Here is a 24,711-nt window from a genome sequence, read left to right as displayed (position 1 = left end):
GCGCCCAGAGCATACGGTCAGCCGCCCGCCCGAGGGTGGGCGCGGTGGTAGACGTCGCGCAGGCGCTCGGCCGACAGGTGCGTGTAGATCTGCGTCGTGGCGATGTCGGCGTGGCCGAGCATCTCCTGGACCGAGCGCAGGTCGCAGCCGCCGGCGAGCAGGTGCGTCGCGAAGGTGTGGCGCAGCGTGTGCGGGCTCATGCGGTCCTGCAGCCCGACCGCCTTGGCGTGGCGCTGCACGACCTTGTAGAGCCCCTGCCGCGTGAGCCGGCCGCCGCGCAGGTTCGTGAGCAGCGCCGGCTCGTCGCGCAGCCGGACGACCTCGGGCCGGCCCCGCTGGAGCCACGCGGCGGTCGCGGCGATCGCCTCGCGGCCGATCGGGACCAGGCGCTCCTTGTTGCCCTTGCCCGAGGCGCGCAGGACGCCGTGGCGCAGGTCGACGTCGCCCACGTCGAGGTTCACGGCCTCCGAGGCGCGCAGGCCGCACGCGTACATCAGCTCGAGCAGCGCCCGGTCGCGCAGGGCGGCGGTCTCGGTCCCCCTGGGCGACGCGAGGAGCTTCGTGACCTCCCCGCGGCTGAGGACCTTCGGCAGGCGCTGGGTCTTGCGCGGCGCGCGCAGGTCCGCGGTCGGGTCGTGCGTGATGACCGACTCGCGGCGCAGGTGGCGGAAGAACGAGCGCAGGCACGCGGCCTTGCGCTGCAGCGTGGCCGGGCTCGCCGGCGCCCGACCCTCTCCGCCCTCGGCCAGCTCGCTGAGGAAGCCCTGGAGGTCGGGGTGCTGCGCGTCGAGCAGGTCCACCCCGCGCCGGCGCAGCGACGCACCGAGCTGCAGCAGGTCGCCCCGGTAGGCCTCGAGCGTGTTGCGGCTCAGCCCCCGCTCGAACTCGAGGTAGGCGAGGAAGTCCAGGACGTGGTGCTCGAACGTGCCCTGGTGGGCGTCGGTCTCCGTGGCGGCCATCCGGTGCGGCTTCGACGCCGTGGGGACGCCGCCTGCCGCTGCAAGGCGGGCTGCGGCGACGGAGGCGTGCAGCGGACGGGGGTGGCGTTCCGCACGGTTCGTCGCAGGGTTCGCCGCGGTCGCGGATCTGCACCGAAGGAGGGTGGGCGCCAGCCACGGTGGCGCCCGGCGCGAACCGTTCGGGGCCGCACGACCGCGAGCCTGGAGTTGACCGCCTACATGGCGGTCAACTTCAGGGTCACGGACGTCGAGAGCGGCAACGCGCCAGCGAGAGCTCGAGCCGCTTGCCGAGTCCCCACCTACGGCCGCCGGACCCCGCGACCGCCGGCGGAGGACGCGAGGCGCATTGCGCTCCCTCTCCTCAATGCCGAGCGACGACCACCCGAGGCACCCGGAGCGCCCCAGCGGAGCTCAACCCCGCTGGCGCCGCCGCCGCTCCAGCAGCAACAGCCCCAGCAGCGTCTTGGAGTCCGTGATCTCCTCCACGAGCCGGTCCATCTCGGCCAGCGGCCGGCGGACGACCTCGATGCGCTCGTCCTCGCCGGAGTCGGCGGGCGGCGCCTCGGACAGGCCCTCGGCGAGGTAGAGGTGGACGACCTCGTCGGTGAAGCCCACCGAGGAGCGGTAGGTCGTCAGGTGCTCCCAGCGCTCGGCCTGCAGGCCGACCTCCTCGGCCAGCTCGCGCTTGGCGGTCTCGAGCGGCTCCTCGCCCTCCTTGTCCAGGCGGCCGGCGGGGAGCTCGAGGGAGTCGGGATCGCCGACGGCCTCGCGGGGCTGCAGGACGAGGACGACCTGGTCCTCGTCGTCGACCGCGACCATCCCGACCGCGCCGCCGTGGCGGACGACCTCGCGGGTGACCTCGTCGCCGTCGGCGAAGCGGAAGCGCTCCGAGCGGACGGTGAAGATCTTGCCCTCGTGGATCGTGTCGCCGCCGAGGGCGGTGAAGTCGCGGTCGCTCATGGGCCGACGCTGCCCGTCAGCGCCATGCCGCACACGAGGGCCGCGGCGAAGAACAGCGGGTCCTCGCGGCCCATCGACGTGGCCGGCAGGCCGCTGGCGGCGTAGCCCTCGAGGTCGGCGGGCGGGAAGACCCAGCCGTGCGCGCCGGCGACCTCGGACGGCGGCGCCTCCCCGGCGGGCAGCGCGACCACGACGGGCCGCAGCAGCAGCCGCAGGACCGTCGCGGTGTGGTGGCTGAGCCCGCGATGGCGCGGGCGCGGGTCGCTGCCGGACATCCGCGCGCAGAGGACGACCGGATGGCCCAGGGCGAGCGCCGTGTGCGCCGACTCCAGCGCCACCATCCCGCCGTGGCCGAAGGCCGAGCCGGAGCCGAGGATGCCCGGGCCCGGCCCGACGACCGCCGCGTCCCAGCCCAGCTCGCGCACCCCGTGGTCCAGGGCGCCCGCCGTCGTGATGGCGTCGCCGTCGGCGCCGCCGTAGGCCGCACCCGCGGTGAGGTGACCGGCCAGCAGGCCGCGCTCGCGCAGCTCGCGCACGACGCGCGAGTGCGAGCCCGGCAGCGCCCCGCCGGGGGTCTGCACGTAGCCCAGGCGCGCGCCCGGCGCGGCCTGGCCCACCGCCCAGGCGATCGCCGGCAGCTGCCCGTGGAGGCCGAAGACCCCGACCGGCACCTCGGCCGCGGAGCGCTCCTCCCCCTCGACCGCGCGCGCCCCGCCGTCGCCACCCGCGGTCTCCTCCACCGGCACCACCGCGTGCTGCAGCGAGGCGTAGTTGAGCTTCATGACGTGGGCGCCCGGGACACCCGCGCCGCCCAGTCCCCGCGACAGGTTGACGTGGACGACGTCGAAGCCGCCCGAGCCGAGCGCGAGGTCCGCCGCCTGCGTGTTCACGACGACGTCGTCGCCCACCTCCCCCGCCCCGACGAGCGCCACGTCGCCCACCGCCGGGCGCGGCCCGCGCCCGGGGACGTCGACGACGAGCCGCTGCTCCGGCCCGTCGGCGGGGCCGGCCTCCACCACGGTCCCGCGACGCAGGACCAGGCGGGTCACCCGCGGCCCACCTCGCCGAGGATCGCGAGCACGACGTCGAGCATCCCGTCGAGCGCTGCGACGCTCACGCGCTCGGTCGGCTCGTGGTTGCGCTCCGTGCCGTTGGCGAGGTTCGTGCACGCAAAGCCCTGCGCCTCGAACGCGTTGGCGTCCGAGCCACCGCCCGTGAGGATCCGCCGCGGCTCGTACCCGCACGCGCGCAGCGCCGCCTCGGCCGCGACGACCGCCGGCGCACCGGCCTTGTGGCGGTAGCCCTGGAACAGCCGCTCGACGGTCACGTCGAGGTCGCAGTCGCAGACCGGGTCGTTCGCAGCGTCGTGGCAGTGGTCGACCATCTCGGCGATCACGTCCTCGGCCTCCGCGTCGCTGAGCGACCGCGCCTCGGCCAGCAGCACGCAGCGGTCCGGCACGACGTTCGTCGCGCCCTCGAAGCCGCCGGAGATCCAGCCCACGTTCGCCGTCGTCTGCTCGTCGAGCCGTCCCAGGCGCATCGCCGCGATCGCGCGGGCCGCGGCGGCGATCGCCGAGCGCCCGTCCTCGGGCCGGATGCCCGCGTGCGCCGCGCGGCCCCGGAACTCCGCCTCGAGCCTGAAGTACGTCGGCGACGCGACCACGACCTCGCCGATCGGCGACGCGTGGTCGAGCACGTAGCCGAACTGGGACTGCAGCCGGCCGACGTCGAACTGCTTGGCCCCGGCGAGCGCCGTCTCCTCCTCGACGGTGAAGAGCAGCTCGACGCCGCACGGCGCGCCGCCGGCCACCGCGGCGCGCGCCGCCTGGACGATGACCGCCACCGCCGCCTTGTTGTCGGCGCCGAGGATCGCGTCGTTGGCGTTCTCCCAGCCGTCGTCCACCAGCACCGGCTCGATCGTCACGTCGCCGTGCGGGACGGTGTCCATGTGCGCGCACAGCAGCACTGACCGGCCCTCGGCCGCCGGCGGCGGCGCGATGCGCGCGAGCAGGTTGCCCGCCGCGTCCTCCTCGACCTCCAGGCCGAGCTCGCCCTCGAGCAGCGCCCGCAGCCGCGCGCTGACCGCCGCCTCCTGGCCGGAGACGCTCGGGATCGCGCAGAGCTCGGCGAAGAGCTCGCCGAGCTGTGCCCGCTCGGCCGCCGACGCCCGCCGCACGCCCGCGGGCTACGACGCCCGCGACGCGTGCACCGCGCCGTCGGGGTGCTCGGAGCGCGCGCGGTCCAGCGCGGCCCGGACGAAGTCGCCGAACAGCGGCGCCGGGCGCTCGGGGCGCGACTTGAACTCCGGGTGGAACTGCGACGCCACGAAGAACGGGTGGTCGTCGAGCTCGACCATCTCGACCAGGCGCTCGTCGGGCGACGTCCCCGAGACGACGAGGCCCGCGTGCTCGAGCCGCTTGCGCAGGCTGATCGACACCTCGTAGCGGTGGCGGTGGCGCTCGTAGACGACGGCCTCGCCGTAGAGGTCGAAGGCCCGCGTGCCCGGGTGGACCTTCACCGGGTCGGCGCCCAGGCGCATCGTCCCGCCGAGGTCCGAGACCTCCTTCTGCTCGGGCAGGAGGTCGATCACCGGCCACTCGGTCTCGATGTCGAACTCCGTGGAGTTCGCGCCGTCCATGCCGGCGACGTGGCGGGCGAACTCGCAGACCGCGATCTGCATGCCCAGGCAGATGCCGAGGTACGGGATGCGCTGCTCGCGAGCGACGCGCGCCGCGCGGATCTTGCCCTCGATGCCGCGGCCGCCGAAGCCCCCGGGGATGAGGATGCCGTCGGCGCCCTGCAGGCGCTCGAGCGCCTCCTCGTCGGTCTCGAGCGTCTCGGAGTCGACCCAGTCGACCTCGACCTTGCCGCCGTGCTGGACGCCGGCATGGCGCAGCGCCTCGGAGACCGACAGGTACGCGTCCTCGAGGGCGACGTACTTGCCCACGAGCGCGATGCGCACCGGCTGCGTGGCCTCGCGGGCGCGGCGCACGACGTCCTCCCAGCCGCTGAGGTCGCGCGGGCCGCCCTCCAGGCCGAGCTGGTCGAGGATGAAGTCGTCGACGCCCTGCTCGGCGTACCAGAGCGGGACCTCGTAGATGTCCTTGACGTCCTTGGCCGAGACGACCGCCTCGGGCGGCAGCGACGCGAAGAGCGCGATCTTCTTGCGGATGTCGACCGACAGCTCGGACTCGGAGCGGCAGAGGAGCATGTCGGGCTGGATGCCGATGCGCCGCAGCTCGTTGACCGAGTGCTGGGTCGGCTTGGTCTTCAGCTCGCCCGCGTGGCCGATGTACGGCACCAGCGTGAGGTGCAGGTACATGCAGGCGCGCCGGCCGACGTCGACCGGGAACTGGCGGATGGCCTCGAGGAACGGCAGCGACTCGATGTCGCCGACCGTGCCGCCGATCTCGGTGATGACGACGTCGACGTCGTTCGTCTCGCCGATGAGCTTGATGCGGTTCTTGATCTCGTCGGTGATGTGCGGGACGACCTGCACCGTGCCGCCGAGGTAGTCGCCGCGACGCTCGCGCCGGATGACCGAGTTGTAGATCCCGCCCGCGGTGACGTTCGACGCGCGTGAGGCGTTCGAGTCGGTGTAGCGCTCGTAGTGGCCCAGGTCGAGGTCGGTCTCCGCGCCGTCCTCCGTGACGAAGACCTCGCCGTGCTGGTACGGCGACATCGTCCCGGGGTCGACGTTGATGTACGGGTCGAACTTCTGGATGCCGACCGTGAGGCCGCGGGAGACGAGGAGCCGCCCGATCGAGGCGGCGGCGATCCCCTTGCCGAGCGAGGAGACGACGCCGCCGGTGACGAAGATGTAGCGGGTCCGGGACTGGGTCATGCGGGTCTCCCGAGTGAGTCTAGGTGCTTGAGGACGGGGGTCGACTCGACGAGCGCGTTGATCGAGCGCAGCTCGCCGTAGAGCGTGATGAGGGCCAGCACGCCGGCGGTGACGCCGAGCGCCGTGGCCGAGCCGCCGGCGGCCGCGACGAGCAGGATGCCCGCCACCGCCCCGACGACGTTCGAGCCGGTGTCGCCGAGCATCGCCCGCTCGCGCAGGTCGTAGACGCCGGCGACGAGGACGGGCCCGACGAGCAGGCCGAGGGCGCCGAGCTCGTCGGCGTCGACGAAGCAGGCGGCGAGGACCGCGACGAGGACGAACGGCTTGAGCGTCCGCCCCGGGCGCAGGTCCAGGAGGTTGAAGAGGTTCGTGGCCAGCACGAGGACGGCGACGGCCAGGAGCGCGCGCCCGAGGGTCGTGACCTCGGCGACGACGCCGGCGGCGACGACGGTGACGGCGAGGGCGAGGGTCCCGGCCGCCTTGAGCGCACCCGTGCTGAGCTCGCCGCGCCGGACGGCGGCCAGATGGCCGCGCATGCCCCGGGACTGCCCGGTGAACTGGTCGTCGACGAGGCCCAGGAAGGCGACGCCCAGGACGAAGGCCAGCTCGCCGGGCAGCGCGTCGGGGTCGTCGAAGGCGACCGCGACGAGCGACGTGAGCGCCGCGCCGCCCAGGAGGCCGAGCACGATCACGAGGCCGAAGGGGCACGGAAGCGCCGCGCCGCGGAAGTTCGTGCGCAGGTGGCGGCCGGCCTCGAGCCCCTTGAGCAGGGCGGGTGCGAGTGCCGCGGTGGCCACCAGGCCGGCGATCAGGGGCACCACGCGCACCGGGGCAAGGTAGCCGGGGTCCCGGACGCGACACCCGCCGGGGTCCTGCGCGCGACGCGCGGCACACTGTCGCCATGGAGAAGATCCTCAAGTCCGACGAGCAGTGGCGGGAGGAGCTCTCGCCCGAGCAGTACGCGGTCCTGCGCCGGCAGGCGACCGAGCCGCCGTTCACCGGCCGCTACGTCGACACGAAGGAGCCCGGCGTCTACCGGTGCGCCGGGTGCGGGACCGAGCTGTTCCGCTCCGACGACAAGTTCGACTCGGGCTCGGGCTGGCCGAGCTTCACCGACCCGGCACTGGCCGACGTCGTCGAGCTGCGCCAGGACACCTCGCACGGGATGGTGCGCACGGAGGTCGTCTGCGCCGCGTGCGGCGGGCACCTCGGCCACGTCTTCGACGACGGCCCGCGTGACCGCGGCGGGATGCGCTACTGCATCAACAGCTGCGCGCTGGACCTCGAGCCCTCGGGCTCCTAGGGGTCCCGGGAGGCCAGCGGCGGCAGCAGCGCCTGCGCGGAGGGCTTGAAGCCGAAGGCGCCCTCCGCGCCCTGCAGCGCGAAGACCAGCGCGGCGCGGCCCGCCACCTGGTCGAGGCTGTCGACCGAGCTGAGGCCCCGGTCGCGGTACCAGTCGACGTTCGACGGCTGCGTGCCCGCGAGCTCGACGCCCACGGCCGGCACGCCGCTGGCCGCCGCCCCCTCCGCGATGGCGCGCGCGGCAGCCGAGGCGTCGTCGCCCTCCTCGGGCTCGCCGCGGACGACGACCAGGCCGTCGATGCGGCGCAGGCTGCCCGAGAACGACTGCAGCAGGGCCGGGCGGACCCGCTCGACGAGCCGGCCCCCGAGCCCGAGCTGCACCCCCATGCGGAAGGCGAAGGGCTCGAGGAGGTCGTCCTCGGTGGCCAGGGCGGCGTAGCGGGTGCCGCGTGCCAGCGCGGCGATCTGCGCGCGGTCCGGCGGCAGCCGCAGGGCGCCGGCGAAGGCCAGCTCGGCGCCGGTGTCCTCCAGCCCGTCGCGCACCAGGTCGGCGACGCGCTCCTGCGCCTCGCCGAGGAAGACGAGCCCGATCCGGCGGCCGTCGAGCTCGTCGCGCACGAGCAGCGGGATCACCGCGCCGGCGAAGCGGTCCTGGCGGCGCAGCTCGTCGCGCAGCCGCGCGGACTGCGCCCGCTGCTCGCGGACGTCGCCCTCGAGCGACTGCTCGAGCTCCTCACGCGCCGAGGACACGAGCTCGCGGTCACCCACGGCGATGCCGAGCAGGAGGCCGACGGCCAGGGCGAGGAAGACGGCCGCCAGCGAGGCGGCGTGGTAGCGGAAGTCGAACACGGCTAGTCGATCCCGAGCAGGACCTCGAGCTTGAGCCACAGCAGGTCGGCGACGTCGCTGAGGCCCGGCGTGAGCGCGATCACGAGCACCAGGACGAGCAGGCCCGCGGCGGCGACCACCAGCAGCGGTCCCAGGCCGGGGCGCGGACGGTACAGCCGCGACACGCCCTTGGCGTCCACGAGCACCTCCCCGATGCGCAGGCGCGTGAGGAAGGTCGAGGACATGCCGCGCCGGGCCTTGTCGAGGAACTCGACGAGGTTGGACTGCGAGCCGACCGAGACGATGAGCTCGGCGCCCTTCTCGTAGGCGATGAGCATCGCGACGTCCTGGCTGGTGCCCGGCGCGGGCAGGACCTTGTGCGGGATGCCGAGGCGCTCGAGGCGCTCGCTGCCCGGAGCGCGGCCGTCGCGGTAGGCGTGGACGACGACCTCGGCGCCGCAGCGCAGCGTCGCGTCGGAGACCGAGTCCATGTCCCCGACGACCATGTCGGGGCGGAAGCCCGCCTCGAGGATCGCGTTGGCGCCGCCGTCCACGCCGACCAGGACGGGCTTGACGTCGCGGACGTAGGGGCGCAGCGCGTTGAGGTCCTCGACGTGGTCGACGCCGCGGACGACGACGAGCGCGGGCCGGTCGCGGAAGTCGGTGTCGAAGCGCGGGAGGTCGAGCTTGCCCGACAGGAGCTCCTGCTCCTCGAGCACGTGCTCGACGGTGTTCTGCGCGAAGGCGGCGAGCGCCTCGCCGATCTCGCGGCGGCGCGCGTCGGTGGCGGCCTCGACCGCGGCGGGGTCCTGGACGGTGCCGGTGGCGACCGTCGCCCCCTTGGCGTTGCGGACCTCCCCGCCCTCGATCGTGATCGGCTCGCCCTCGTGCAGCCGGGAGAAGACGGCGTCGTCGGGGAGGTCCACGAGGTGCACGCCGGCCTGGACGAGCAGCAGCGGGCCCATGTTGGGGTACGTGCCGCTCGAGGAGGCCCTGCAGTTGAGGACGGCCGCGACCCCGCGCTCGACGAGGTCCTCGGCGGACACGCGGTCGAGGTCGAGGTGGTCGAGCACCGCGACGTCGCCGGGCTTGAGCGTCTTGACGAGGAGCTTCGTCCGGCGCCCGAGGCGAGCGGGGCCGTGGACCGTGACGGCCATCGGCGCGCGAGTGTAGGTGTGGCCCGGCTCGTGCGACGGGCAGGCCCGGTGTGGCGCGGCGAGCTTGCCCGGGCTGGCGCGTCGGCACTAGCGTCGGGCGGTGGACGAGCAGCAGCAGGGGCTGTCCCGCCGCGAGGTGCTTCGCGGCGCGGCGGCAGCCGGGGCGACGGTGGCGGCGGGCGGCGTGCTGCCCGCGGAGGCGCTGGCGCGGTCGCGCTCGCGGCGGTCGAGGGCCCGGGCGCGGCAGGCGGGCGGCAAGCGCGTCGCCGTGCTCGGCGGCGGCATGGCCGGCCTGGCGGCCGCGCACGAGCTGGCCGAGCGCGGCTTCGAGGTCCTGGTGGTCGAGCGCAAGGCGCTGGGCGGCAAGGCGCGGTCGATCCCGGTCCCCGGCACGGGCACCGGCGGGCGCCGCGACCTGCCCGGCGAGCACGGCTTCCGCTTCTTCCCCGGCTTCTACCACCACGTCCCGGACACGATGCGGCGCATCCCGGTCGACGGGAACGCCAACGGCGTGTGGGACAACCTCGTGCCGGCGATGGAGACGCGGTCGACGCGCGCGGGCGGCCGCGCCGAGGCGACGCTCTTCGGCCTGCTGCCCGACCCGGGCCAGGCGCTGACGGTCGAGGGGCTGCGGCGCGTGCTGGTCGAGGAGCTGCTCAAGCAGCAGGCGGTCCCGCCGCACGAGCTCCTGTACTTCGTCGAGCGGCTCCTGGTCTTCGTCACGAGCTGCGACGAGCGCCGGTTCGGCCAGTGGGAGCGCACCTCGTGGTGGGAGTTCGTCAACGCCGACGGCCGGTCGGCGGAGTACCAGAAGGTCGTCGCCACCGGGCTCACGCGCGCGCTCGTCGCGGCGAAGGAGCGCATCGCCAGCACCCGGACGATCGGCAACATGGCCGAGGCGTTCGTCCTGAACTTCATGGGCCGCGGCGCCGACGGGGCGCCCGACCGCGTGCTGGACGCACCGACGAACGAGGCGTGGATCGACCCCTGGATCGACCTCCTGGCGGGCAAGCACGGCGTGCGCTTCGCGGTCGGCCACACCGTCGAGCGCCTCGACGTCCGTGACGGGCGCATCACCGGCGTGCGGGTCCGCGACGCCAAGGGCGTGCGCCGGACGGTCGAGGCCGACTGGTACGTCTGCGCCCTGCCGGCCGAACGCGCGCGCAAGCTCTGGTCGCCCGACGTCCTGCGCGCCGCACCGCACCTCGAGGCGATGGACGACCTCGTGGTCGACTGGATGAACGGCATCCAGTTCTTCCTCAAGGAGCCGGTCCACCTCATCCGGGGCCACGTGACGTTCGTCGACGCGCCGTGGGCGCTGACCTGCCTCACGCAGGGCCAGTTCTGGGGCGAGCGCCGGTTCACGCGCGACTACGGCGACGGCACCGTCGTCGACTGCCTCTCGGTCGACGTCAGCGACTGGGGCACGGACGGGATCCTCTTCGGCAAGCCCGCGCGGCGGTGCACGAAGGAGGAGGTCGCCCGCGAGGTCTGGGCCCAGATGCAGGCCCACCTCAACGACGACGGCCGGACCGTCCTGCCCGACAGCGCCCTGCACTCGTGGTTCCTCGACCCGGGCATCGCGTGGGTCAAGCGCCGCGGCGAGCACCGCAACGACGACCCGCTGCTCATCAACACCGTCGACTCGTGGGACAAGCGCCCGACGGCCCGGACCCCCATCCCGAACCTCCTGCTCGCGGGCGACTACGTCCAGACGGACATCGACCTGGCGACGATGGAGGGCGCCAACGAGTCCGGTCGCGAGGCGGCGAACGCGATCCTCGACGCCTCGGGGTCCAAGGCCAGGCCGGCGAAGAAGTTCCGGCTGCTCGACCCGCCGGAGTTCGCGGGGCTGAAGGCGCTGGACCGTCAGCGGTGGCGGGCGGGGCAGGCGAACGTGCTGGACGTGGGGTGAGCGGCTCGTGGCTGGCGCGGCGGGGCGGGGTGCTGCGCGGGCGTTGTCGGCGCGCCGCTCCGGCGTTCGGGGGTCGGCGCGGCGGGCGCTGATCGGCACGGAAGGAGGGAAGGCGCCGGCGGCGGTGGCGTTCCCCTCGGGCGTGGGTGGCTGGCGCGGCGGGCGCTGATCGGCACCGAGGCAGAGGAGGCGAGCCGGGGAGGCGTTCCCCTCGGGCGTGGAATGGCTGGCGCAGCGGGCGCTGACCGGCACCGAGGCAGACCGGGCGAACCGCGCAGGCGTTCCCCTCGGGGCGCGCCCGGAACGCCGACGGCAGTGGGCGGTCCTTCGGACGCGGCGGCGGGCGGTCGATCCGGACCCCGCATCCGTGACCCTGTCATCTCCGGCGTGGGAGACCGGGAAAGACAGGGTCACGGTCGATCCGGGCCGAAGTGCGGGCCGGTTCGGACTTGGGGCCCCGCGCGTCGATGACCCTGAAGTTCGGGTCCTGGGCGGACCTCAACTTCAGGCTCGTGGCGATCGGTGTGGGCTCGATGGCCACCGACCGCCCACCACCCCCGCCCGGAACGGAACGCCACCCCCGCCCGAACCCTCCCCTCCCTCACTGCCGAACCAGCCCACGCCCCGACCATCACCCCCGCCCCGCACGGAACGCCACCCCGGCGCCCGTGACCCTGGGCTTGACCGCGTCTGTGGCGGTCAACCTCAGGGTCGCGATGAGGCCACCCGTGCGGCGCCTACGCCGCTCGCAGCAGGTCCTTGGCGTGCCGCCGCGCGGCCATGTCCGTCTCGTCGGCACCGAGCATCCGGACGAGCTCGCCGACGACCTCCTTGGAGGCGAGGGTGCGAACCGTGGTGCGCGCGGGCTCGACGGAGGTGTCCTTCTCGATGGAGAAGTGGCGGGCGGCGAGCGAGGCGACCTGCGGGAGGTGGGTGATGGCCAGGACCTGGCGGCCCTCGCCGAGCGCGCGGAGCTGCTCGCCGACCGCGCGGGCGGTGTGACCGCCGATGCCGGCGTCGATCTCGTCGAAGACCAGCGTCGCGCCGCCCGCGGTGGTCACCGGGGTGCCGGTGGCGGTGCCGGCCTTGGCGGCCCCCTTCGCCCCCGTGCCGCCCTTCGCGGCGGCGGCCGCCGCGGACTGCGCGGCCGTCGCGGTGAGCGCCAGCATGACCCGCGACAGCTCGCCGCCCGAGGCGGTCTCGCGCAGCGGCGCCGGCGGGACGCCGGGGTTCGGCGCGATGAGGAACTCGACGGCGTCGGTGCCGGTGGGGCCGGGCTCGCGGGCGCCGAGGGCGATCTCGAAGGAGGCGCCATCCATGGCCAGCTCGGCCAGACGCTCGCGCACGGCCTCGGCGAGCGGACCGGCGGCCGCGGCGCGCGCCTCGTGGAGCTCGGCCGCCACGCGGGCGTGCTCGGCGCGGGCGGCGTCGAGGGCGGCCGTCGCCTCCTCGAGCGCGACCTCGGCCCGGTCGAGCTCGTCCCGGCGCAGACGGCACGCGTCGGCGTGCGCGAGGACCGCGGCGACGCTCCCGCCGTGCTTGCGACACAGGCGGTCGTAGAGCCCGAGGCGGTCCTCGACCCGGTCGAGCTCACCGGGCTCGCCGTCCACGAGGTCCTCCCCCAGCCGGCGCAGCTCGCCGGCCAGGTCGTCGGCCTCGATGGCCAGCGCGCGCCAGCGCACGGCGAGCGCGTCGAGCGCCGGGTCCACGCCGTCGACGCCGTCGAGCAGCGCGCCGCCGCCCGCCAGCGCCACGACCGCCCCGCCGTCCTCGGCCCCGATCGCCTCGGCCGCCCCCAGCGCCGCGGCCCGCAGCGCCTCGACGTGGCGCAGGCGCGACCGGCGCGCCTGCAGCTCGGCCTCCTCGCCCTCCGTCAGGCCCGCGTCCTCGATCTCGCGCAGCTCGAACTCGAGCAGGTCGAGCTCCCGCTCGCGCGCCCCCGCCCGCTCGCGCAGCTCGTCGAGCGAGCCCTCGAGGCGCCGGGCCGTCGCATGGGCCGCCGCGCACGCCGCGCGCCGCGCCGCCTGGGCCGGCCCCGCGAACCCGTCCAGCAGCTCGAGCTGCGAGGAGGCCAGGGTGAGCCGCCGGTGCTCGTGCTGGCCGTAGAAGCTCAGAAGCCCCTCGGCCGCCTCGCGCAGGTCGGCCACCGGCGCCGAACGGCCGTTGAGGTACGCGCGTGTGCGCCCTTCGGCCGAGACGCGGCGCGCGAGGACGAGCTCCTCCGCGTCCGGGGCCACCCGGTCGCCCAGCAGCTCGCGCAGCGCCTCGGTGAGCTCGAAGACGCCCTCGACGTAGGCCTCCGCCGCGCCCGGGCGCACGACGCCCGTCTTGGCCTTGCCGCCCAGCAGGAGGTCGAGCGCGTGGGCCAGCACGGTCTTGCCCGCACCCGTCTCGCCCGTCAGCACGTTCAGCCCGGGCGCCAGCCGCAGCTCGGCCCGCTCGATCAGGAGGAGGTTCTCGACGCGCAGCTCGTGCAGCACGCGAGCGATGCAACCAGGCGCCGCGGACGGAACGGCGCGAACGCGTGTTCGTGCACGAAGTCGTGCACGAGATGGCGCACACGCGCCCGTCTAGGCCGCGAGGCGGCCGAACTTCTGGCGCAGTCGCCGGTAGAACGACGACCCCGGCACCTGCGCCAGGTCCGCCGCCTCGCGCACGAAGCGCACCGTGATCGACCCGTCCGGGCCGATCGTCCCCGCCGGGCGCCCGTCGACCGTCACGTCGACCTCCTCGCGTCCGCGGTTGAAGATCGTCAGCTCGTCGTCCGGCGCCACCACGAGCGCCCGCGCCGTCAGGGAGTGCGGCGCGATGAACGACACCGCGTAGCCCTCCACGCCCCACGCCATGACCGGGCCGCCGTTGGCGAGGTTGTAGCCCGTCGACCCCGCCGGCGTGGAGACCACGAGCCCGTCGCAGCGCACGCTGCCGACCTCCTCGTCCCCCACCCCGTAGGCCAGCTGCGCCACCCGCTCGCCCACGCGCCGGTGCAGGGAGATGTCGTTGATCGCCGCCAGCTCACGCCCGTCGCCCGTCTCGACCGCCAGCGCCGGCAGCGTCAGGACCTCGAAGTCGCCCTCGAGCGCGCGCTCGAGGTCCTCCTGCACGCCGTCGGGGTCGATCGTCGCCAGGAACCCGACCTCGCCGAAGTTCACGCCGAAGACCGGGACGCCCGTCCCCGCGTAGCGCCGCAGCGCGCGCAGGATCGTCCCGTCGCCCCCGAGGACGAGGCAGAGGTCGACGTCGTCGCGCATCGGCCCGACCTCGAAGCCCTCGTAGGCGGAGAGGTCGTGCTTGGCCGCCTCCTCCTCGTCGAAGCGCAGCCGGACCTGGCTGCGGACCGCCGCGCGGCAGAGGTCGCCGAGCACGCCGGCGACCTGCTCCGGGCGCTGGTGGGTCAGGACGGTGGCCGAACGCACTGGGCGCGACCCTACCCGTCGGAGGGGGCCGCATCCGGGTCCGCGGCCAGGGCGACGTCCGCGAGCGCGCCGGCGTCCAGCGCGCCGGGGCGGCCGTCCTCGCCGAGCCACAGGAAGGTCTCCCGGTTGCCCTTGGGCCCGGGCAGCCCGGACGGCGCCAGGCCGAGGACGGCCGCCCCCGCCTCCCGCGCGGCGGCCCCCACCGCGAGGACCGCCTCGCGCCGCAGGGCCGGATCGCGCACGACGCCGCCGCGCCCCACCCGCTCGCGGCCGACCTCGAACTGCGGCTTGACCATGGCCAGGACGTCGAACCCCTCGGGCGCGACCACGCCGAGCACCGCGGGCAGGACCTTGGCCAGGGAGATGAACGAGACGTCCATCACCACGAGCGAGGGCGCGTAGGGCAGGTCGCCCGCGGTCAGCGCCCGGGCGTTGTGGCGCTCGACGACGGTGACCCGGTCGTCGGTGCGCAGCGACCAGTGCAGCTCGCCGTAGGCCACGTCGAGGGCGACCACGTGCCCGGCCCCGCGCTGCAGCAGGCAGTCGGTGAAGCCGCCCGTCGACGCGCCGACGTCCAGGCAGCGCCGGCCCGCCACCTCCACGCCCAGCGCGTCGAGCGCGTTGGCGAGCTTGACGCCCCCGCGCGAGACGTAGGCCACCCGCTCGGCGACCGCCAGCTCGACGTCCTCGGCCACCAGCTGGCCGGCCTTCTCGGCGCGCGCGCGACCGGGACCGACGAGCACGTCGCCCGCCATCACCGCCGCCGCCGCGCGCGAGCGCGACTCGAACAGCCCGCGCTGGGCCAGCAGCGCGTCCAGGCGCACCTTGCCCGCCATCGCGGGCGGCGAGGCTACCGGGCGAGCGTCACGCCGTCGGCGCTGCCCGCCTCGCCCGCGAGGAGCTCGAGCGTCCCCGTCAGCTCCAGGAGCTGGCGGACGGGCTCGCTGAGCGCCACGACGCGCAGGCCGCCACCGCGGCGCAGGGCGTCCGCCCGTGCGCGGATGAGCAGCGAGAGGCCGCACGAGTCGAGGAACGTGACCTCGTCGAGGTCCAGGAGGACCTCGCGGCGGTCGGCCTCGCGGATCGCGGCCTGCAGCGCCGCTCGCGCGTCGTCGAGCGCGGCGAGGTCGAACTCGCCGGCGAAGCGCAGCTGCGGGGCGCCGTCCTGCGCGGACGCGGAGCTGCTGAAGGGATGAGGACCAGGGGGAGCAGTCATGGCGGGTTCGGCGGTCGAGGGCGCCGTGTCGGTCCCCCTCACGGGCCGCACCGATGCCGCTCTGCTCTGCAAGCCCGCACCCCGCGCCGTCTGACACGGAGGTCGCTCTCCCCACCATGGATACCGGGTCTGGCCGACGGCCGCAACCAGCGCGTGATGTGCGGCAGCGCGTTGCGTGTGACCACGCTCACAGAGCGAACGCAGGTTCGGGGCGACCATGGGCCGCGTCATGACCGCCTTCCGCCTCATCCCGCTCCCCGTCCACGGGGCGCTGGAGCTGCTGATGGGCCTGTTCACGATGGCTGCGCCGTTCCTCTTCGGGTTCGAGGCGCCGGCCACCGTGATCGCCGTGCTCGTCGGGGCGATGACGGTCGGCCTGGCCCTCGCGGCGGCGTCCGCGGAGCCGGCCGGTGCGCGCGGCACCCTGCCCGTCGCGACGCACCACGCCTTCGACTACGGCCTCACGGTCGGTCTGCTCGGCGCAGCCATCGTGGTCGGCCTGGACGGCGACGCCAACGCGGCGCTGACCATGACGCTCCTCGCGCTGGTCCAGCTCTCGCTCAACCTCACGACGCGCTACAGCCTGCGCGCCTAGCCAAGACTTCCCTCAGCGATCACCGGCCTCTGGCCGGGACATACATCACATAGCAGTACCTCTCCTCCCCTGAGACGGCCCGCCCACAAGGCGGGCCTTCTCACTTCCTGGGCCGGGTCAGGTCCGCAGGACGCGGTCGACGAGCGCGTCGAGGTGCTGCGGGTCCATCGGGCCCTCGTCGAAGAGCGCGCGGAAGTAGACGGGCCCGAGGAGGGTCTCGAGCAGGACCTCCGCGTCCGGGGCCTCGCCCCCGCGCTCGCGCTCGCGCTCGACCATCGCCGCGAGCTGCGTGCGGCGGTCCTCGAGGCAGGCGGTGCATGCCGGCGAGCCGAGGGCGGCCGATCCCAGCAGGGTGCGCAGGAGCGTCAGGGAGTCCGGGTCGCTGAGGTCGGTGCGCACCGCGTGGGCCCAGCGGCGCAGGTCCTCGGCCAGGCTGCCGGTGTCGGGGACGACGAGCCCGCCGGTGAGCCGGCTGACGGCGACGTCGGCCAGCAGCTCGGGGGCGCTGCGCCAGCGGCGGTAGACGGTGGTGGGCGCGACGCCCGCGCGGGCGGCGACCGCCGGGACGGTCGCGGCCTCGACGCCGCCCTCCGCGAGGAGCTCCTGCACCGCGCGGTGGACCGCGGCGCGCACGCGCGCCGAGCGCCCGCCGGGACGGGTGGCGCGGACGGGCTCGCTGCCGAGGGTGGAGGACATCGCTGCCCATCGTAACGCCAAGGCGGTTGCGTTAGGGCTGCTACGGTGCAGCAGAACGCAATCCACGTTGCGTTTAGTCCCCTCAACGACCGGACCGATGAGCGCCACCTCCCCCACCGTCGCCCCGCGCCTGCGCACCGTGCCGACCCTCCGCCGGATGCCGCACGGCCCGGCGTTCTGGGCGACCGCGGTGACCGCCGTCACCTTCCCGGCCGCCTCGGCCGCACCGTCGCCGCTCTACGCCGTCTACCAGGCGCAGTGGGGCTTCTCCTCGAGCGTCCTGACCGACGTCTTCGCCGTCTACGCGCTCGCGCTGCTCGCCTCCCTGCTGACGGTCGGCGCGCTGTCCGACCACGTCGGCCGCCGTCCGGTGCTCCTGGGGGCGATCGCGCTGGAGGTCGTCTCCCTCGTGCTCTTCGCGGTCGCCGACGGCGTCGGCGCGCTGTTCCTCGCACGGATCGTCCAGGGCCTGGCCACCGGCGCCGCGCTCAGCACCCTCAGCGCGATGCTCATCGACCTCCAGCCCAAGCACGCGCCCGGACGCGGCGGCGTCGTCAACGGCGTGGCGCCCATGGCCGGCCTGTCGTCCGGCGCGCTGGGCTGCGGGCTGCTGGTCGAGTGGGCGCCCGCGCCCACGACGCTCGTGTGGCTCGTCCTCGTCGGGCTGATGGTCGTGTCGTTCGTGCTCGTCCTCGCGACCCCGGAGACCTCGCCGCAGCGCGCCGGCGCCCGCGCGTCGCTGCGTCCCCGGGTCGGCCTGCCCGCCCACCTGCGCGGCGACATGCTCGCGCTGACGCCCGGCCTCGTCGCCTCGTGGGCGCTCGGCGGGCTCTACATGTCGCTCGGGCCGTCGGTCGCCGCCGCCGAGCTCGGGCTCCACAGCCGGCTCACCGGCGGCGTGGTCGTGGCGTTGCTCTGCGCGACCGGCGGCGTCGTCGCCTTCGCCCTGCGTGGCCGCGACCCGCGCGACGTCCTCGGCCTGGCCGCCACCTTCCTGACCGCCGGCGTCGCGATCACGATCGTCGGCCTCGAGGCCTCGAGCGCGGTGGTGGCCGGCGCCGGGACGCTCGTGTCGGGCATCGGCTTCGGCGCCTCGGCCCTGGCGGGCTTCGGGTCGCTGGCCCGGCTGGCGACGCCGGCCGAGCGCGGCGAGGTCTACGCGCTGGCCTTCGTCATCTCCTACCTCGCCTTCAGCGTCCCGGCGGTCGCCGCCGGGCTGGCGGTCAGCACGGCGGGGCTGCACACCGTCGCGGTGGTCTACAGCGCGGTGATCCTCGTGCCGGGCGTCGCCGCCTACGCCGGGGCGATCGCCGAGCGGCGCCGCCGCCTGGCCCTGGCTACCTGAGGCGGACGTGCAGGTGGTCGTCGTGGTGGACGAGCTCCTGCACCACGCCCTCGGGCCCCTTCAGGTCGAGTCGCGGGCCGACGAAGACGAACTGCGCACCGGCGGCGACGAACCGGTCGACGAGGTCCTGGGCGAGCCGCCGGTCGACGTCCGCAGGTCGCTGCGGCGCGATCGGCAGCCGGTCCTTGCGCGGGTAGAAGACGTCGACGTCGCGGCCGTTCTGGTGCGAGGCGTGGCCGAGGCCGCCGTAGCGCCGGTCGAACACGCCGCCGGTCGGGCGGCTCAGGTCGCCCACGAGCAGCGGCGGCGCCTCGGGGTGCGCGGCGCGGTAGGACGCGGCGACGGCCTGGACCGTCCAGACGAGCCGGTCGGTCCCCCAGCGCCGCCACGGCCGGCTGGGTGAGCGCTGCAGCGGCGCGTCCCAGGTGAGGTGGTGCGGGCCGCTGGCGGGCAGCTCGACGCCCAGGCGCAGCCGGCCCCGGTTCGGCTTGCCCAGCGACACCGAGCGCCACTGCCAACCCGCCGGCGCGCCCGGCACGGCGGGCGGCGCGGGTGCGGGCGCGGGCGCCTTCGTGCGCGGCGTCAGGGCGCGGGGCCTGACGACCTGCGCGGGCAGGGGCGTGGCCTGGGCCGTCGCCGACGACATCGCGGCGAGCAGCGCAGGCAGCGGGCGGTCGGCCGAGGACGGCGGGACCGCGGCCGCGGCACGCTCCGGCCCGACGGCTGCGGGCGCGGCCTCCTGGGCACAGCCGGCGAGCGGCAGCACCGCGAGGGCGAGGCATGCGGCGGAGACGCGCACGACGGCGACGCAGGCTAGCGCCGCCCCGCACCCCGCCACCCCGGCAAGCGTCTGAGACCTGCCGGGCCGGCCGGCTAGGCCAGGGACGCGCGGGCGTGCTCGCCCAACCAGCCCATGAGCTCGCGGGCGCGGTCGACGACACCGGCCCAGCGCAGGAAGCCGTGGGCCATGTCGTCGAAGACGTTGAGCTGCACGGCGACGCCGGCCGCGCGGAGGTGCTCGGCGTAGCGCAGGCCGTCGTCGCGCAGGGGATCGACCCCCGCGACCGCGACGAAGGCCGGCGCTGCCCCCGCGACGTCCGCGCGCAGGGGCGCGACGTCCGGGTCGTCGGCCGGCCGCCCGCCGAGGTACGTGCGCCAGCAGGTGCGCATCTCCGCGGCGGTCAGCAGCGGGCCCTCGGCGAACTCGCGGTAGGCGTCGCTGCCCATCTCCGGGTCCACCGCGGGGTAGACGAGCAGCTGCGCCCGGACCGCCGGCAGGCCGTCGGAGCGCGCGTGCAGCGCCGCAACCGCCGCGAGGTTGCCGCCCGCGCTGTCCCCGCCGACCACGACGCGCTCCGGCTCGACGCCGAGCTGCCGCGCGCCCCCCGGCGTCCGCGCCCAGCGCAGCGCCGCGTCGGCGTCCTCGATCGCCGCCGGGAACGGCGCCTCGGGCGCCAGCCGGTAGTCGACGCTCAGCACGACGTGGCCCGCCGCGTTGGCGATCGTCCGGCACACCCGGTCGACGCCCTCGAGGTCGCCGATGCACCACCCGCCGCCGTGCAGCCAGACGATCGCGCCCGGCTCGCCGGGCGCCGGCACCGCCGGCCAGTACGCGCGCGCCGGCACGCTCGCGGCCCCGTCCGGGCGCGGCACGACGAGGTCCTCCACCCGCGCCACCGGCTCGACCGCTCCTCCGCGTTCGAGCGCCACCTGCAGGTAGCCGGCCCGCAGCGCCTCGAGCTCGGCCGGCCCCGGCTCGGAGCCGTCGCCGAGGACCGGGTCGGTGTCGACGAGCGCCTGGACCTGCGGGTGCAGCTGCGCCGCCACGCGCGGCGGCCTAGGCGCCGGCCAGGGCGCCGCGGCCGGCGGTCAGCGCCGCCTCGACGCGCTGGGCGATCGCCCGGCCGGTGAAGCCGACCTCGGCGTGCAGCAGCGCGGGCTTGCCGTGGGTGACGAACCGGTCCGGGAGGCCGACGCGCAGCAGCCCGCCGACGTTCGCGCCCGACCCGTGGAGCTCCTCGAGCACGCCCGAGCCGAAGCCGCCCGGCAGGACGCCCTCCTCCACGGTCACCAGCAGCTCGTGGTCGGCCGCCAGCATCTGCAGCAGCGGGAGGTCCAGCGGCTTGGCGAAGCGGGCGTCGGCGACCGTCGCCTCGATGCCGTGCTCGGCGAGCAGGTCGGCGGCCTCGAGCGCCTTGGCCACGCCGCTGCCGTAGCCCACGAGCGCGACGCGCGAGCCCGTGCGCAGCACCTCCCCGGTCCCGACCTCGATCGTGCGCACGCCGCTGCCGTCGGCCGAGGGCAGCGGCGTCCCGAGCGCCTCGCCGCGCGGGTAGCGCAGCGCGAACGGGCCGGCGTGCTCGAGGCCGGTGCGCAGGAGGTGCTCGAGCATCGCCTCGTCGCGCGGGGCGGCCAGGACGATGTTCGGCAGCGGCCGCAGGTAGGCGATGTCGAAGACGCCGTGGTGCGTCGGGCCGTCGTCGCCCACGAGGCCGGCGCGGTCCATCGCGAAGAGGACGTCGAGCTCCTGCAGGCAGACGTCGTGGACGATCTGGTCGAAGCCGCGCTGCAGGAACGTCGAGTAGATCGCGCAGACCGGCTTGAGCCCCTCGAGCGCCAGGCCCGAGGCGAACAGCACGGCCTGCTGCTCGGCGATGCCGACGTCGAAGTAGTGCTCGGGCTCGGCCTTCTGGAGGATGTTCAGGCCCGTGCCGGAGTTCATCGCCGCGGTGATGCCGACGACGCGCCGGTCACGGCGCACCTCGCGGACCATCGCGTCGCCGAAGACCTGCGTGTACTGCGGCGGCTTGGGCGGCGCGTCCGGGGACGCGGGCTTGGCCTTGGTGGGGACGCGGTTGGCGATGGAGCCGGGCTTGGCCGCGTGCCACTTCTCCATGCCCTCGAGGCCGCCCTCCTCGGCGGCCGCGAAGCCCTTGCCCTTCACCGTCGCGACGTGCACCACCACCGGCCGCCGCGCGTCGAGCGCGGCGCGCAGCGCGCGGCGCAGCGCCCGGACGTCGTGGCCGTCGATGACGCCGGTGTAGGCCCAGTCGAGCTCCTCCCAGAAGAGCCCGGGGGCCCAGAAGGACTTGATCGACTCCTTGAGCTGCGGCCCGAGGCGCTCGATCGCCGCGCCGATGCCGCCCGGGAGCTCGGTGAGGCGGTGCTCGACGCCCTCGCGGGCGTGCCAGAGCTTCGGGTTGAGGCGGACCCGGTCGAACGAGCGCGACAGCGCGCCGACGTTCGGCGAGATCGACATGCCGTTGTCGTTGAGGACGACGACGAACGGCGTCCCGAGACCGCCGGCCTGGGAGATCGCCTCGAACGCGACGCCGCCCGTCATGGCGCCGTCGCCGATGACCGCGACGACCTTGCCCGCGTCGACGTCGCCCTTCAGGCGCATGCCCTCCTTGAGCCCGACGGCGTAGCCGATCGAGGTCGAGGCGTGGCCCGCGCCCATGACGTCGTGCTCGGACTCGTGGATCGCGCAGAACGGCGCGAGGCCCTCGTACTGGCGGATCGTCGGCAGCTGGTCGCGGCGGCCCGTCAGGACCTTGTGCGGGTAGGCCTGGTGGCCGACGTCCCAGAGGATCTTGTCGCGCGGCGAGTCCAGCAGCGAGTGCAGCGCCACGGCGATCTCGCACGTGCCGAGGTTGGCCCCGAAGTGCCCGCCGATCTCCCCCACCGTGTCGATGATGTGCTCGCGGACCTCCTGCGCGACCTGCTGGAGCTGGTCCTCGTCCAGGCCGTGGAGGTCCTGGGGGCGGTCGATGCGAGGCAGGAGGGGCGTCATGAGGTGCGGGTGAAGATGAAGTCCGTGATCTGCTCGAGCTCGGCGGCGGCACCGTCGCGACCGTCGGTCGCCTGCGTCAGCGCCTGCCGGGCGGCAGCGTGGCACTCCCCCGCCAGTCTACGAGCGCCGGCGAGACCGAACTCGGACACGTACGTGCGCTTGCCGTGACGCTCGTCGGAGCCCTGGGGCTTGCCGAGGGCGTCGTCGGTCCCGGTGACGTCGAGGATGTCGTCCACGATCTGGAAGAGGACACCGAGCTCGGCGGCGTAGCGGCGCAGCTGCTGGGCGACGTCGTCGGGCATGGCGGCCAGGAGGAGTACGCACGCCACCGACGCGCCGATGAGCCGGCCGGTCTTGAGCTCGTGCAGGCGGCGCAGGTCCTCCGGCGTCTCGGCGACGCCCTGCACGTCGAGGTACTGGCCGCCGACCATCCCGTCGACGCCGGTGGCGGCCGCGAGCTCGCGGGCGGCGGCCAGGACCCGGTCCGGCGCGCCGTCCTGGGCGGTGAGCAGGTGGCGGAAGGCCTCCGCGTACAGCGCGTCGCCCGCGAGGATCGCGACGTCCTCGCCGAAGACGACGTGGCAGGTGGGGCGGCCGCGGCGCAGGTCGTCGTCGTCCATCGCCGGCAGGTCGTCGTGGATGAGCGAGTAGGTGTGGATGAGCTCGATCGCGGCGGCCAGCGGCAGGACGCCCCGTGGCTCGAGCCCGACCGCCCGTGCGGTGGCGAGCGCGAGGACCGGCCGGATGCGCTTGCCGCCCGCCAGGAGGCTGTAGCGCATCGCCTCCTCGAGGCCGTCGGTCCGTGGCGCGACCGACGGGAACCGCAGCCCCTCGAGGTAGCGGTCGACCTCCTCGCGCAGCGCGTCGGGGTAGGGCACTAGAGCAGCGTGTCCTGGCCGGGCGCGGCGGCGCCGCGGGCCAGGCGCTCCAGCTCCGCGGAGGCCTCGGAGGCGAGGACCGCGCACTGCTCGACGAGGGCCGCGGCGGCGTCGGCGCTGAGGTCGCCGGTGCGCAGCTGCTCAGCGGCCCGCTCGAGGCGCTCGACGAGGCCGTCCAGCTCGGTGGGCCGCTGCTCGCTCATCGCCGCGCATCCTCGCGCACCTCGCGCAGCGCCGCCGCCAGGATGCCGTTGACGAAGCCGGGCGCATCGGCGCCGCAGAAGGTCTTGGCGGTCTCGACCGCCTCGTCGATCGCGCCCTCAGGGGGGATCGGCGTGTCGCCGGGCGCGATCTCGGGGTCCTGCAGCTCGAGCAGCGCGACGCGCATGATCGCCTTCTCCAGCGGCGCGATGCGGTCCAGCGTCCAGCCCTTGGCGTGGCGGGCGATCACCGCGTCGAGCTCCTCGGCGCGGTCCTGCGTCGCGTGCGCCAGGGCCTTGGTGAACGCCGACGCGCCGCGGTCCAGGACCTCGTCGATCCCCCGCCCGGTCACGTCGTGCTGGTAGACCGCGAAGACGGCCGCGCGGCGCTGGTCAGTGCGTCGGGACACCCGCCACGCGCCCGCGCTAGGCGCGCGACATGTAGGCGCCGGTCTCGGTCTGCACCTTGATCCGGTCGCCGATGTTCACGAAGAGCGGCACCTGGACGACGGCGCCGGTCTCGACCGTGGCGGGCTTGTTGCCGCCACCTGAGGCCGTGTCGCCGCGCAGCCCGGGCTCGGTCTCGGTGACCTCGAGCTCGACGGAGGCCGGCAGCTGCACCGACGTCGGCGCCTCGTCGATGAAGAGCACGTCGACCTCGTCGTTGGGCTTGGTCCACTTCAGGGCGTCGGCGACCGCGGTCTCCGGCACGGCCAGCTGCTCGAAGGTCTCGGCGTCCATGAAGTGCGCGTCGGTCCCGTCGGCGTAGAGGAACTGCATCTTGCGCGCCTCGGTGCGCACGGCCCGGAACTTCTCGCCGGCGCGGAAGGTCTTGTCGATCACGTTGCCGTCGCTGGCCCGGCGCAGCTTCGTCCGCACGAACGCGCCGCCCTTGCCGGGCTTGACGTGCTGGAACTCCAGGACCTTGAAGACGGTCCCGTCGACCTCGATGTGGTTGCCGTTCTTGAGCTGGTTCGTGCTGATCACGTCAGGACAGAGCGTAGAGGGCCCGGATCGGCGGCGGCACGCCGGCGCTCGCCCTACGATCGCGCGCCGTGCTGATCTTCTCCATGGGCGTCTCGGTCGACGGCTTCGTCGCCGACCGCCACGGCGACTTCGCCTGGACGGCGCCCACCGACGAGGTCTTCGCCTGCCACCTCGAGGAGGTCGGCGGCCTCGGGGCCTACCTGCTGGGACGCCGCCTCTACGAGGCGATGCGCGTCTGGGAGACCGAGCCGGCGATGCGCACGGACGAGCTGCGCAGCCGGTTCGCCGACGTGTGGTGCGCCCTGCCGAAGGTCGTCTTCAGCCAGACCCTCGCGCGCGTCGAGGGCAACGCCCGGCTCGCCGAGGGGACGGTGGAGCAGGAGGTCGCCGCCGCGCTGGCCGCGACCGACCGCCCGGTCTCCATCGGCGGCGCGGCCCTGGCCGGGCAGGCGGTCGAGGCCGGGCTCGTCGACGAGCTGCGGATCTTCCGCCATCCGGTCGTCGTCGGCGGTGGGACGCCGTACCTGCCGCCGGTCAGGCGCGACGTCGCGCTCGAGGTGGTCGACGTGCGCCCGTTCAGCTCGGGCGTGGTGCTCGAGCGCTACCGGCGGGTCTAGCGG

At 75.1% G+C, this 24,711-nt stretch carries 25 protein-coding genes; 5 read left to right on the top strand and 20 right to left on the bottom strand.

Features of this window, described 5'->3' with window-relative positions; genetic code table 11:
* Positions 1 to 17: 17 nt before the first annotated feature.
* From JUB12_RS02585 to JUB12_RS02560, 6 genes are all read right to left on the bottom strand, one after another.
* Positions 18 to 959, bottom strand: coding sequence for a site-specific tyrosine recombinase XerD (locus tag JUB12_RS02585; RefSeq protein WP_205698055.1), 942 nt, complete (start codon positions 957 to 959; stop codon positions 18 to 20).
* Between the two features lie 411 nt (positions 960 to 1,370).
* Positions 1,371 to 1,919, bottom strand: coding sequence for an NUDIX domain-containing protein (locus JUB12_RS02580; protein WP_205698054.1), 549 nt, complete (start codon positions 1,917 to 1,919; stop codon positions 1,371 to 1,373).
* Positions 1,916 to 2,968, bottom strand: coding sequence for a DUF3866 family protein (locus tag JUB12_RS02575; protein ID WP_205698053.1), 1,053 nt, complete (start codon positions 2,966 to 2,968; stop codon positions 1,916 to 1,918). The genes JUB12_RS02580 and JUB12_RS02575 overlap by 4 nt, the downstream gene beginning before the upstream one ends.
* On the bottom strand, positions 2,965 to 4,095 hold the full coding sequence (locus JUB12_RS02570; RefSeq protein ID WP_205698052.1) for a M20/M25/M40 family metallo-hydrolase: 1,131 nt from the start codon (positions 4,093 to 4,095) through the stop codon (positions 2,965 to 2,967). Before JUB12_RS02570 ends, JUB12_RS02575 begins: the two co-directional genes overlap by 4 nt.
* A 9-nt stretch (positions 4,096 to 4,104) precedes the next feature.
* Complete coding sequence (locus JUB12_RS02565; protein ID WP_205698051.1) at positions 4,105 to 5,763, bottom strand: CTP synthase; 1,659 nt, start codon at positions 5,761 to 5,763, stop codon at positions 4,105 to 4,107.
* Positions 5,760 to 6,590 carry a hypothetical protein gene (locus tag JUB12_RS02560; RefSeq protein ID WP_205698050.1) on the bottom strand — a complete coding sequence of 277 codons (831 nt, stop codon included), beginning with the start codon at positions 6,588 to 6,590 and terminating at the stop codon, positions 5,760 to 5,762. Before JUB12_RS02560 ends, JUB12_RS02565 begins: the two co-directional genes overlap by 4 nt.
* 74 nt (positions 6,591 to 6,664) lie before the next feature.
* Between JUB12_RS02560 and msrB the strand changes: the two genes are divergently transcribed.
* Positions 6,665 to 7,066 (top strand): peptide-methionine (R)-S-oxide reductase MsrB, encoded by a 402-nt coding sequence (msrB, locus tag JUB12_RS02555; protein WP_205698049.1) that lies wholly within the window; start codon positions 6,665 to 6,667, stop codon positions 7,064 to 7,066.
* Here msrB and JUB12_RS02550 read toward each other — a convergent pair.
* Positions 7,063 to 7,914, bottom strand: a complete 852-nt coding sequence (locus JUB12_RS02550) for a copper transporter (RefSeq protein ID WP_205698048.1) — start codon at positions 7,912 to 7,914, stop codon at positions 7,063 to 7,065. The genes msrB and JUB12_RS02550 overlap by 4 nt on opposite strands.
* 2 nt (positions 7,915 to 7,916) lie before the next feature.
* Positions 7,917 to 9,050: a putative cytokinetic ring protein SteA gene (gene steA, locus JUB12_RS02545; RefSeq protein WP_205698047.1), complete on the bottom strand. Its 1,134-nt coding sequence runs from the start codon at positions 9,048 to 9,050 to the stop codon at positions 7,917 to 7,919.
* A 100-nt stretch (positions 9,051 to 9,150) separates the two neighbouring features.
* Between steA and JUB12_RS02540 the strand changes: the two genes are divergently transcribed.
* Positions 9,151 to 10,965 (top strand): FAD-dependent oxidoreductase, encoded by a 1,815-nt coding sequence (locus JUB12_RS02540; RefSeq protein ID WP_205698046.1) that lies wholly within the window; start codon positions 9,151 to 9,153, stop codon positions 10,963 to 10,965.
* 737 nt (positions 10,966 to 11,702) lie between these two features.
* Here JUB12_RS02540 and JUB12_RS02535 read toward each other — a convergent pair.
* The 4 genes from JUB12_RS02535 to JUB12_RS02520 all read right to left on the bottom strand — a co-directional run bounded on the left by JUB12_RS02535 (position 11,703) and on the right by JUB12_RS02520 (position 15,597).
* Positions 11,703 to 13,445 (bottom strand): DNA repair protein RecN, encoded by a 1,743-nt coding sequence (locus JUB12_RS02535; protein WP_205698045.1) that lies wholly within the window; start codon positions 13,443 to 13,445, stop codon positions 11,703 to 11,705.
* 90 nt (positions 13,446 to 13,535) lie between these two features.
* Entirely contained in the window at positions 13,536 to 14,381 is an 846-nt protein-coding gene (locus JUB12_RS02530) for an NAD(+)/NADH kinase (protein ID WP_205698044.1), read from the bottom strand.
* 11 nt (positions 14,382 to 14,392) lie between these two features.
* A complete protein-coding gene (locus JUB12_RS02525) occupies positions 14,393 to 15,217 on the bottom strand; it encodes a TlyA family RNA methyltransferase (protein ID WP_205698043.1) in 825 nt (274 codons plus the stop codon).
* Between the two features lie 14 nt (positions 15,218 to 15,231).
* Positions 15,232 to 15,597, bottom strand: a complete 366-nt coding sequence (locus JUB12_RS02520; RefSeq protein WP_205698042.1) for an STAS domain-containing protein — start codon at positions 15,595 to 15,597, stop codon at positions 15,232 to 15,234.
* A 229-nt stretch (positions 15,598 to 15,826) separates the two neighbouring features.
* Here JUB12_RS02520 and JUB12_RS02515 point away from each other — a divergent pair, with 229 nt between their 5' ends.
* Entirely contained in the window at positions 15,827 to 16,192 is a 366-nt protein-coding gene (locus JUB12_RS02515) for an SPW repeat protein (protein ID WP_205698041.1), read from the top strand.
* A 117-nt stretch (positions 16,193 to 16,309) separates the two neighbouring features.
* On the opposite strand, the gene JUB12_RS02510 is transcribed toward JUB12_RS02515, so the two are convergent.
* Positions 16,310 to 16,888, bottom strand: a complete 579-nt coding sequence (locus tag JUB12_RS02510; RefSeq protein WP_205698040.1) for a TetR/AcrR family transcriptional regulator — start codon at positions 16,886 to 16,888, stop codon at positions 16,310 to 16,312.
* Positions 16,889 to 16,985: 97 nt separating this feature from the next.
* Between JUB12_RS02510 and JUB12_RS02505 the strand changes: the two genes are divergently transcribed.
* Positions 16,986 to 18,233, top strand: coding sequence for an MFS transporter (locus JUB12_RS02505; RefSeq protein WP_205698039.1), 1,248 nt, complete (start codon positions 16,986 to 16,988; stop codon positions 18,231 to 18,233).
* Here the strand turns inward: JUB12_RS02505 and JUB12_RS02500 are convergent.
* The 7 genes from JUB12_RS02500 to efp form a co-directional block, all read right to left on the bottom strand.
* Entirely contained in the window at positions 18,226 to 19,032 is an 807-nt protein-coding gene (locus JUB12_RS02500) for a penicillin-insensitive murein endopeptidase (RefSeq protein ID WP_205698038.1), read from the bottom strand. The two genes, JUB12_RS02505 and JUB12_RS02500, sit on opposite strands and share 8 nt — an antisense overlap.
* Positions 19,033 to 19,106: 74 nt before the next feature.
* Positions 19,107 to 20,060 (bottom strand): alpha/beta hydrolase, encoded by a 954-nt coding sequence (locus JUB12_RS02495; protein ID WP_205698037.1) that lies wholly within the window; start codon positions 20,058 to 20,060, stop codon positions 19,107 to 19,109.
* A gap of 10 nt (positions 20,061 to 20,070) precedes the next feature.
* Positions 20,071 to 22,026, bottom strand: a complete 1,956-nt coding sequence (dxs, locus tag JUB12_RS02490) for a 1-deoxy-D-xylulose-5-phosphate synthase (RefSeq protein ID WP_205698036.1) — start codon at positions 22,024 to 22,026, stop codon at positions 20,071 to 20,073.
* A complete protein-coding gene (locus JUB12_RS02485; RefSeq protein ID WP_205698035.1) occupies positions 22,023 to 22,904 on the bottom strand; it encodes a polyprenyl synthetase family protein in 882 nt (293 codons plus the stop codon). The genes dxs and JUB12_RS02485 overlap by 4 nt, the downstream gene beginning before the upstream one ends.
* Positions 22,904 to 23,107, bottom strand: coding sequence for a hypothetical protein (locus JUB12_RS02480; protein WP_205698034.1), 204 nt, complete (start codon positions 23,105 to 23,107; stop codon positions 22,904 to 22,906). Before JUB12_RS02480 ends, JUB12_RS02485 begins: the two co-directional genes overlap by 1 nt.
* Positions 23,104 to 23,514: a transcription antitermination protein NusB gene (locus JUB12_RS02475; RefSeq protein ID WP_205698033.1), complete on the bottom strand. Its 411-nt coding sequence runs from the start codon at positions 23,512 to 23,514 to the stop codon at positions 23,104 to 23,106. Before JUB12_RS02475 ends, JUB12_RS02480 begins: the two co-directional genes overlap by 4 nt.
* Positions 23,515 to 23,530: 16 nt before the next feature.
* Positions 23,531 to 24,091, bottom strand: a complete 561-nt coding sequence (gene efp / locus JUB12_RS02470; RefSeq protein WP_205698032.1) for an elongation factor P — start codon at positions 24,089 to 24,091, stop codon at positions 23,531 to 23,533.
* A 68-nt stretch (positions 24,092 to 24,159) separates the two neighbouring features.
* Between efp and JUB12_RS02465 the strand changes: the two genes are divergently transcribed.
* Entirely contained in the window at positions 24,160 to 24,708 is a 549-nt protein-coding gene (locus JUB12_RS02465) for a dihydrofolate reductase family protein (protein WP_205698031.1), read from the top strand.
* Positions 24,709 to 24,711: the final 3 nt, after the last annotated feature.

Origin of the sequence: Conexibacter sp. SYSU D00693, assembly GCF_017084525.1 — a bacterium.
Taxonomy (GTDB): Bacteria; Actinomycetota; Thermoleophilia; order Solirubrobacterales; family Solirubrobacteraceae; genus Baekduia.
This window is presented reverse-complemented; position numbering and strand designations above follow the sequence as displayed.

Excerpts from the sequence above, each read along its gene's own strand:
- JUB12_RS02505 (WP_205698039.1), top strand. The coding sequence starts at position 16,986 with ATGAGCGCCACCTCCCCCACCGTCGCCCCGCGCCTGCGCACCGTGCCG.
- steA (WP_205698047.1), bottom strand. The coding sequence starts at position 9,050 with ATGGCCGTCACGGTCCACGGCCCCGCTCGCCTCGGGCGCCGGACGAAG.
- JUB12_RS02565 (WP_205698051.1), bottom strand. The coding sequence starts at position 5,763 with ATGACCCAGTCCCGGACCCGCTACATCTTCGTCACCGGCGGCGTCGTC.
- JUB12_RS02585 (WP_205698055.1), bottom strand. The coding sequence starts at position 959 with ATGGCCGCCACGGAGACCGACGCCCACCAGGGCACGTTCGAGCACCAC.
- JUB12_RS02480 (WP_205698034.1), bottom strand. The coding sequence starts at position 23,107 with ATGAGCGAGCAGCGGCCCACCGAGCTGGACGGCCTCGTCGAGCGCCTC.
- dxs (WP_205698036.1), bottom strand. The coding sequence starts at position 22,026 with ATGACGCCCCTCCTGCCTCGCATCGACCGCCCCCAGGACCTCCACGGC.
- JUB12_RS02510 (WP_205698040.1), bottom strand. The coding sequence starts at position 16,888 with ATGTCCTCCACCCTCGGCAGCGAGCCCGTCCGCGCCACCCGTCCCGGC.
- JUB12_RS02525 (WP_205698043.1), bottom strand. The coding sequence starts at position 15,217 with ATGGCGGGCAAGGTGCGCCTGGACGCGCTGCTGGCCCAGCGCGGGCTG.
- JUB12_RS02515 (WP_205698041.1), top strand. The coding sequence starts at position 15,827 with ATGACCGCCTTCCGCCTCATCCCGCTCCCCGTCCACGGGGCGCTGGAG.
- JUB12_RS02520 (WP_205698042.1), bottom strand. The coding sequence starts at position 15,597 with ATGACTGCTCCCCCTGGTCCTCATCCCTTCAGCAGCTCCGCGTCCGCG.
- msrB (WP_205698049.1), top strand. The coding sequence starts at position 6,665 with ATGGAGAAGATCCTCAAGTCCGACGAGCAGTGGCGGGAGGAGCTCTCG.
- JUB12_RS02580 (WP_205698054.1), bottom strand. The coding sequence starts at position 1,919 with ATGAGCGACCGCGACTTCACCGCCCTCGGCGGCGACACGATCCACGAG.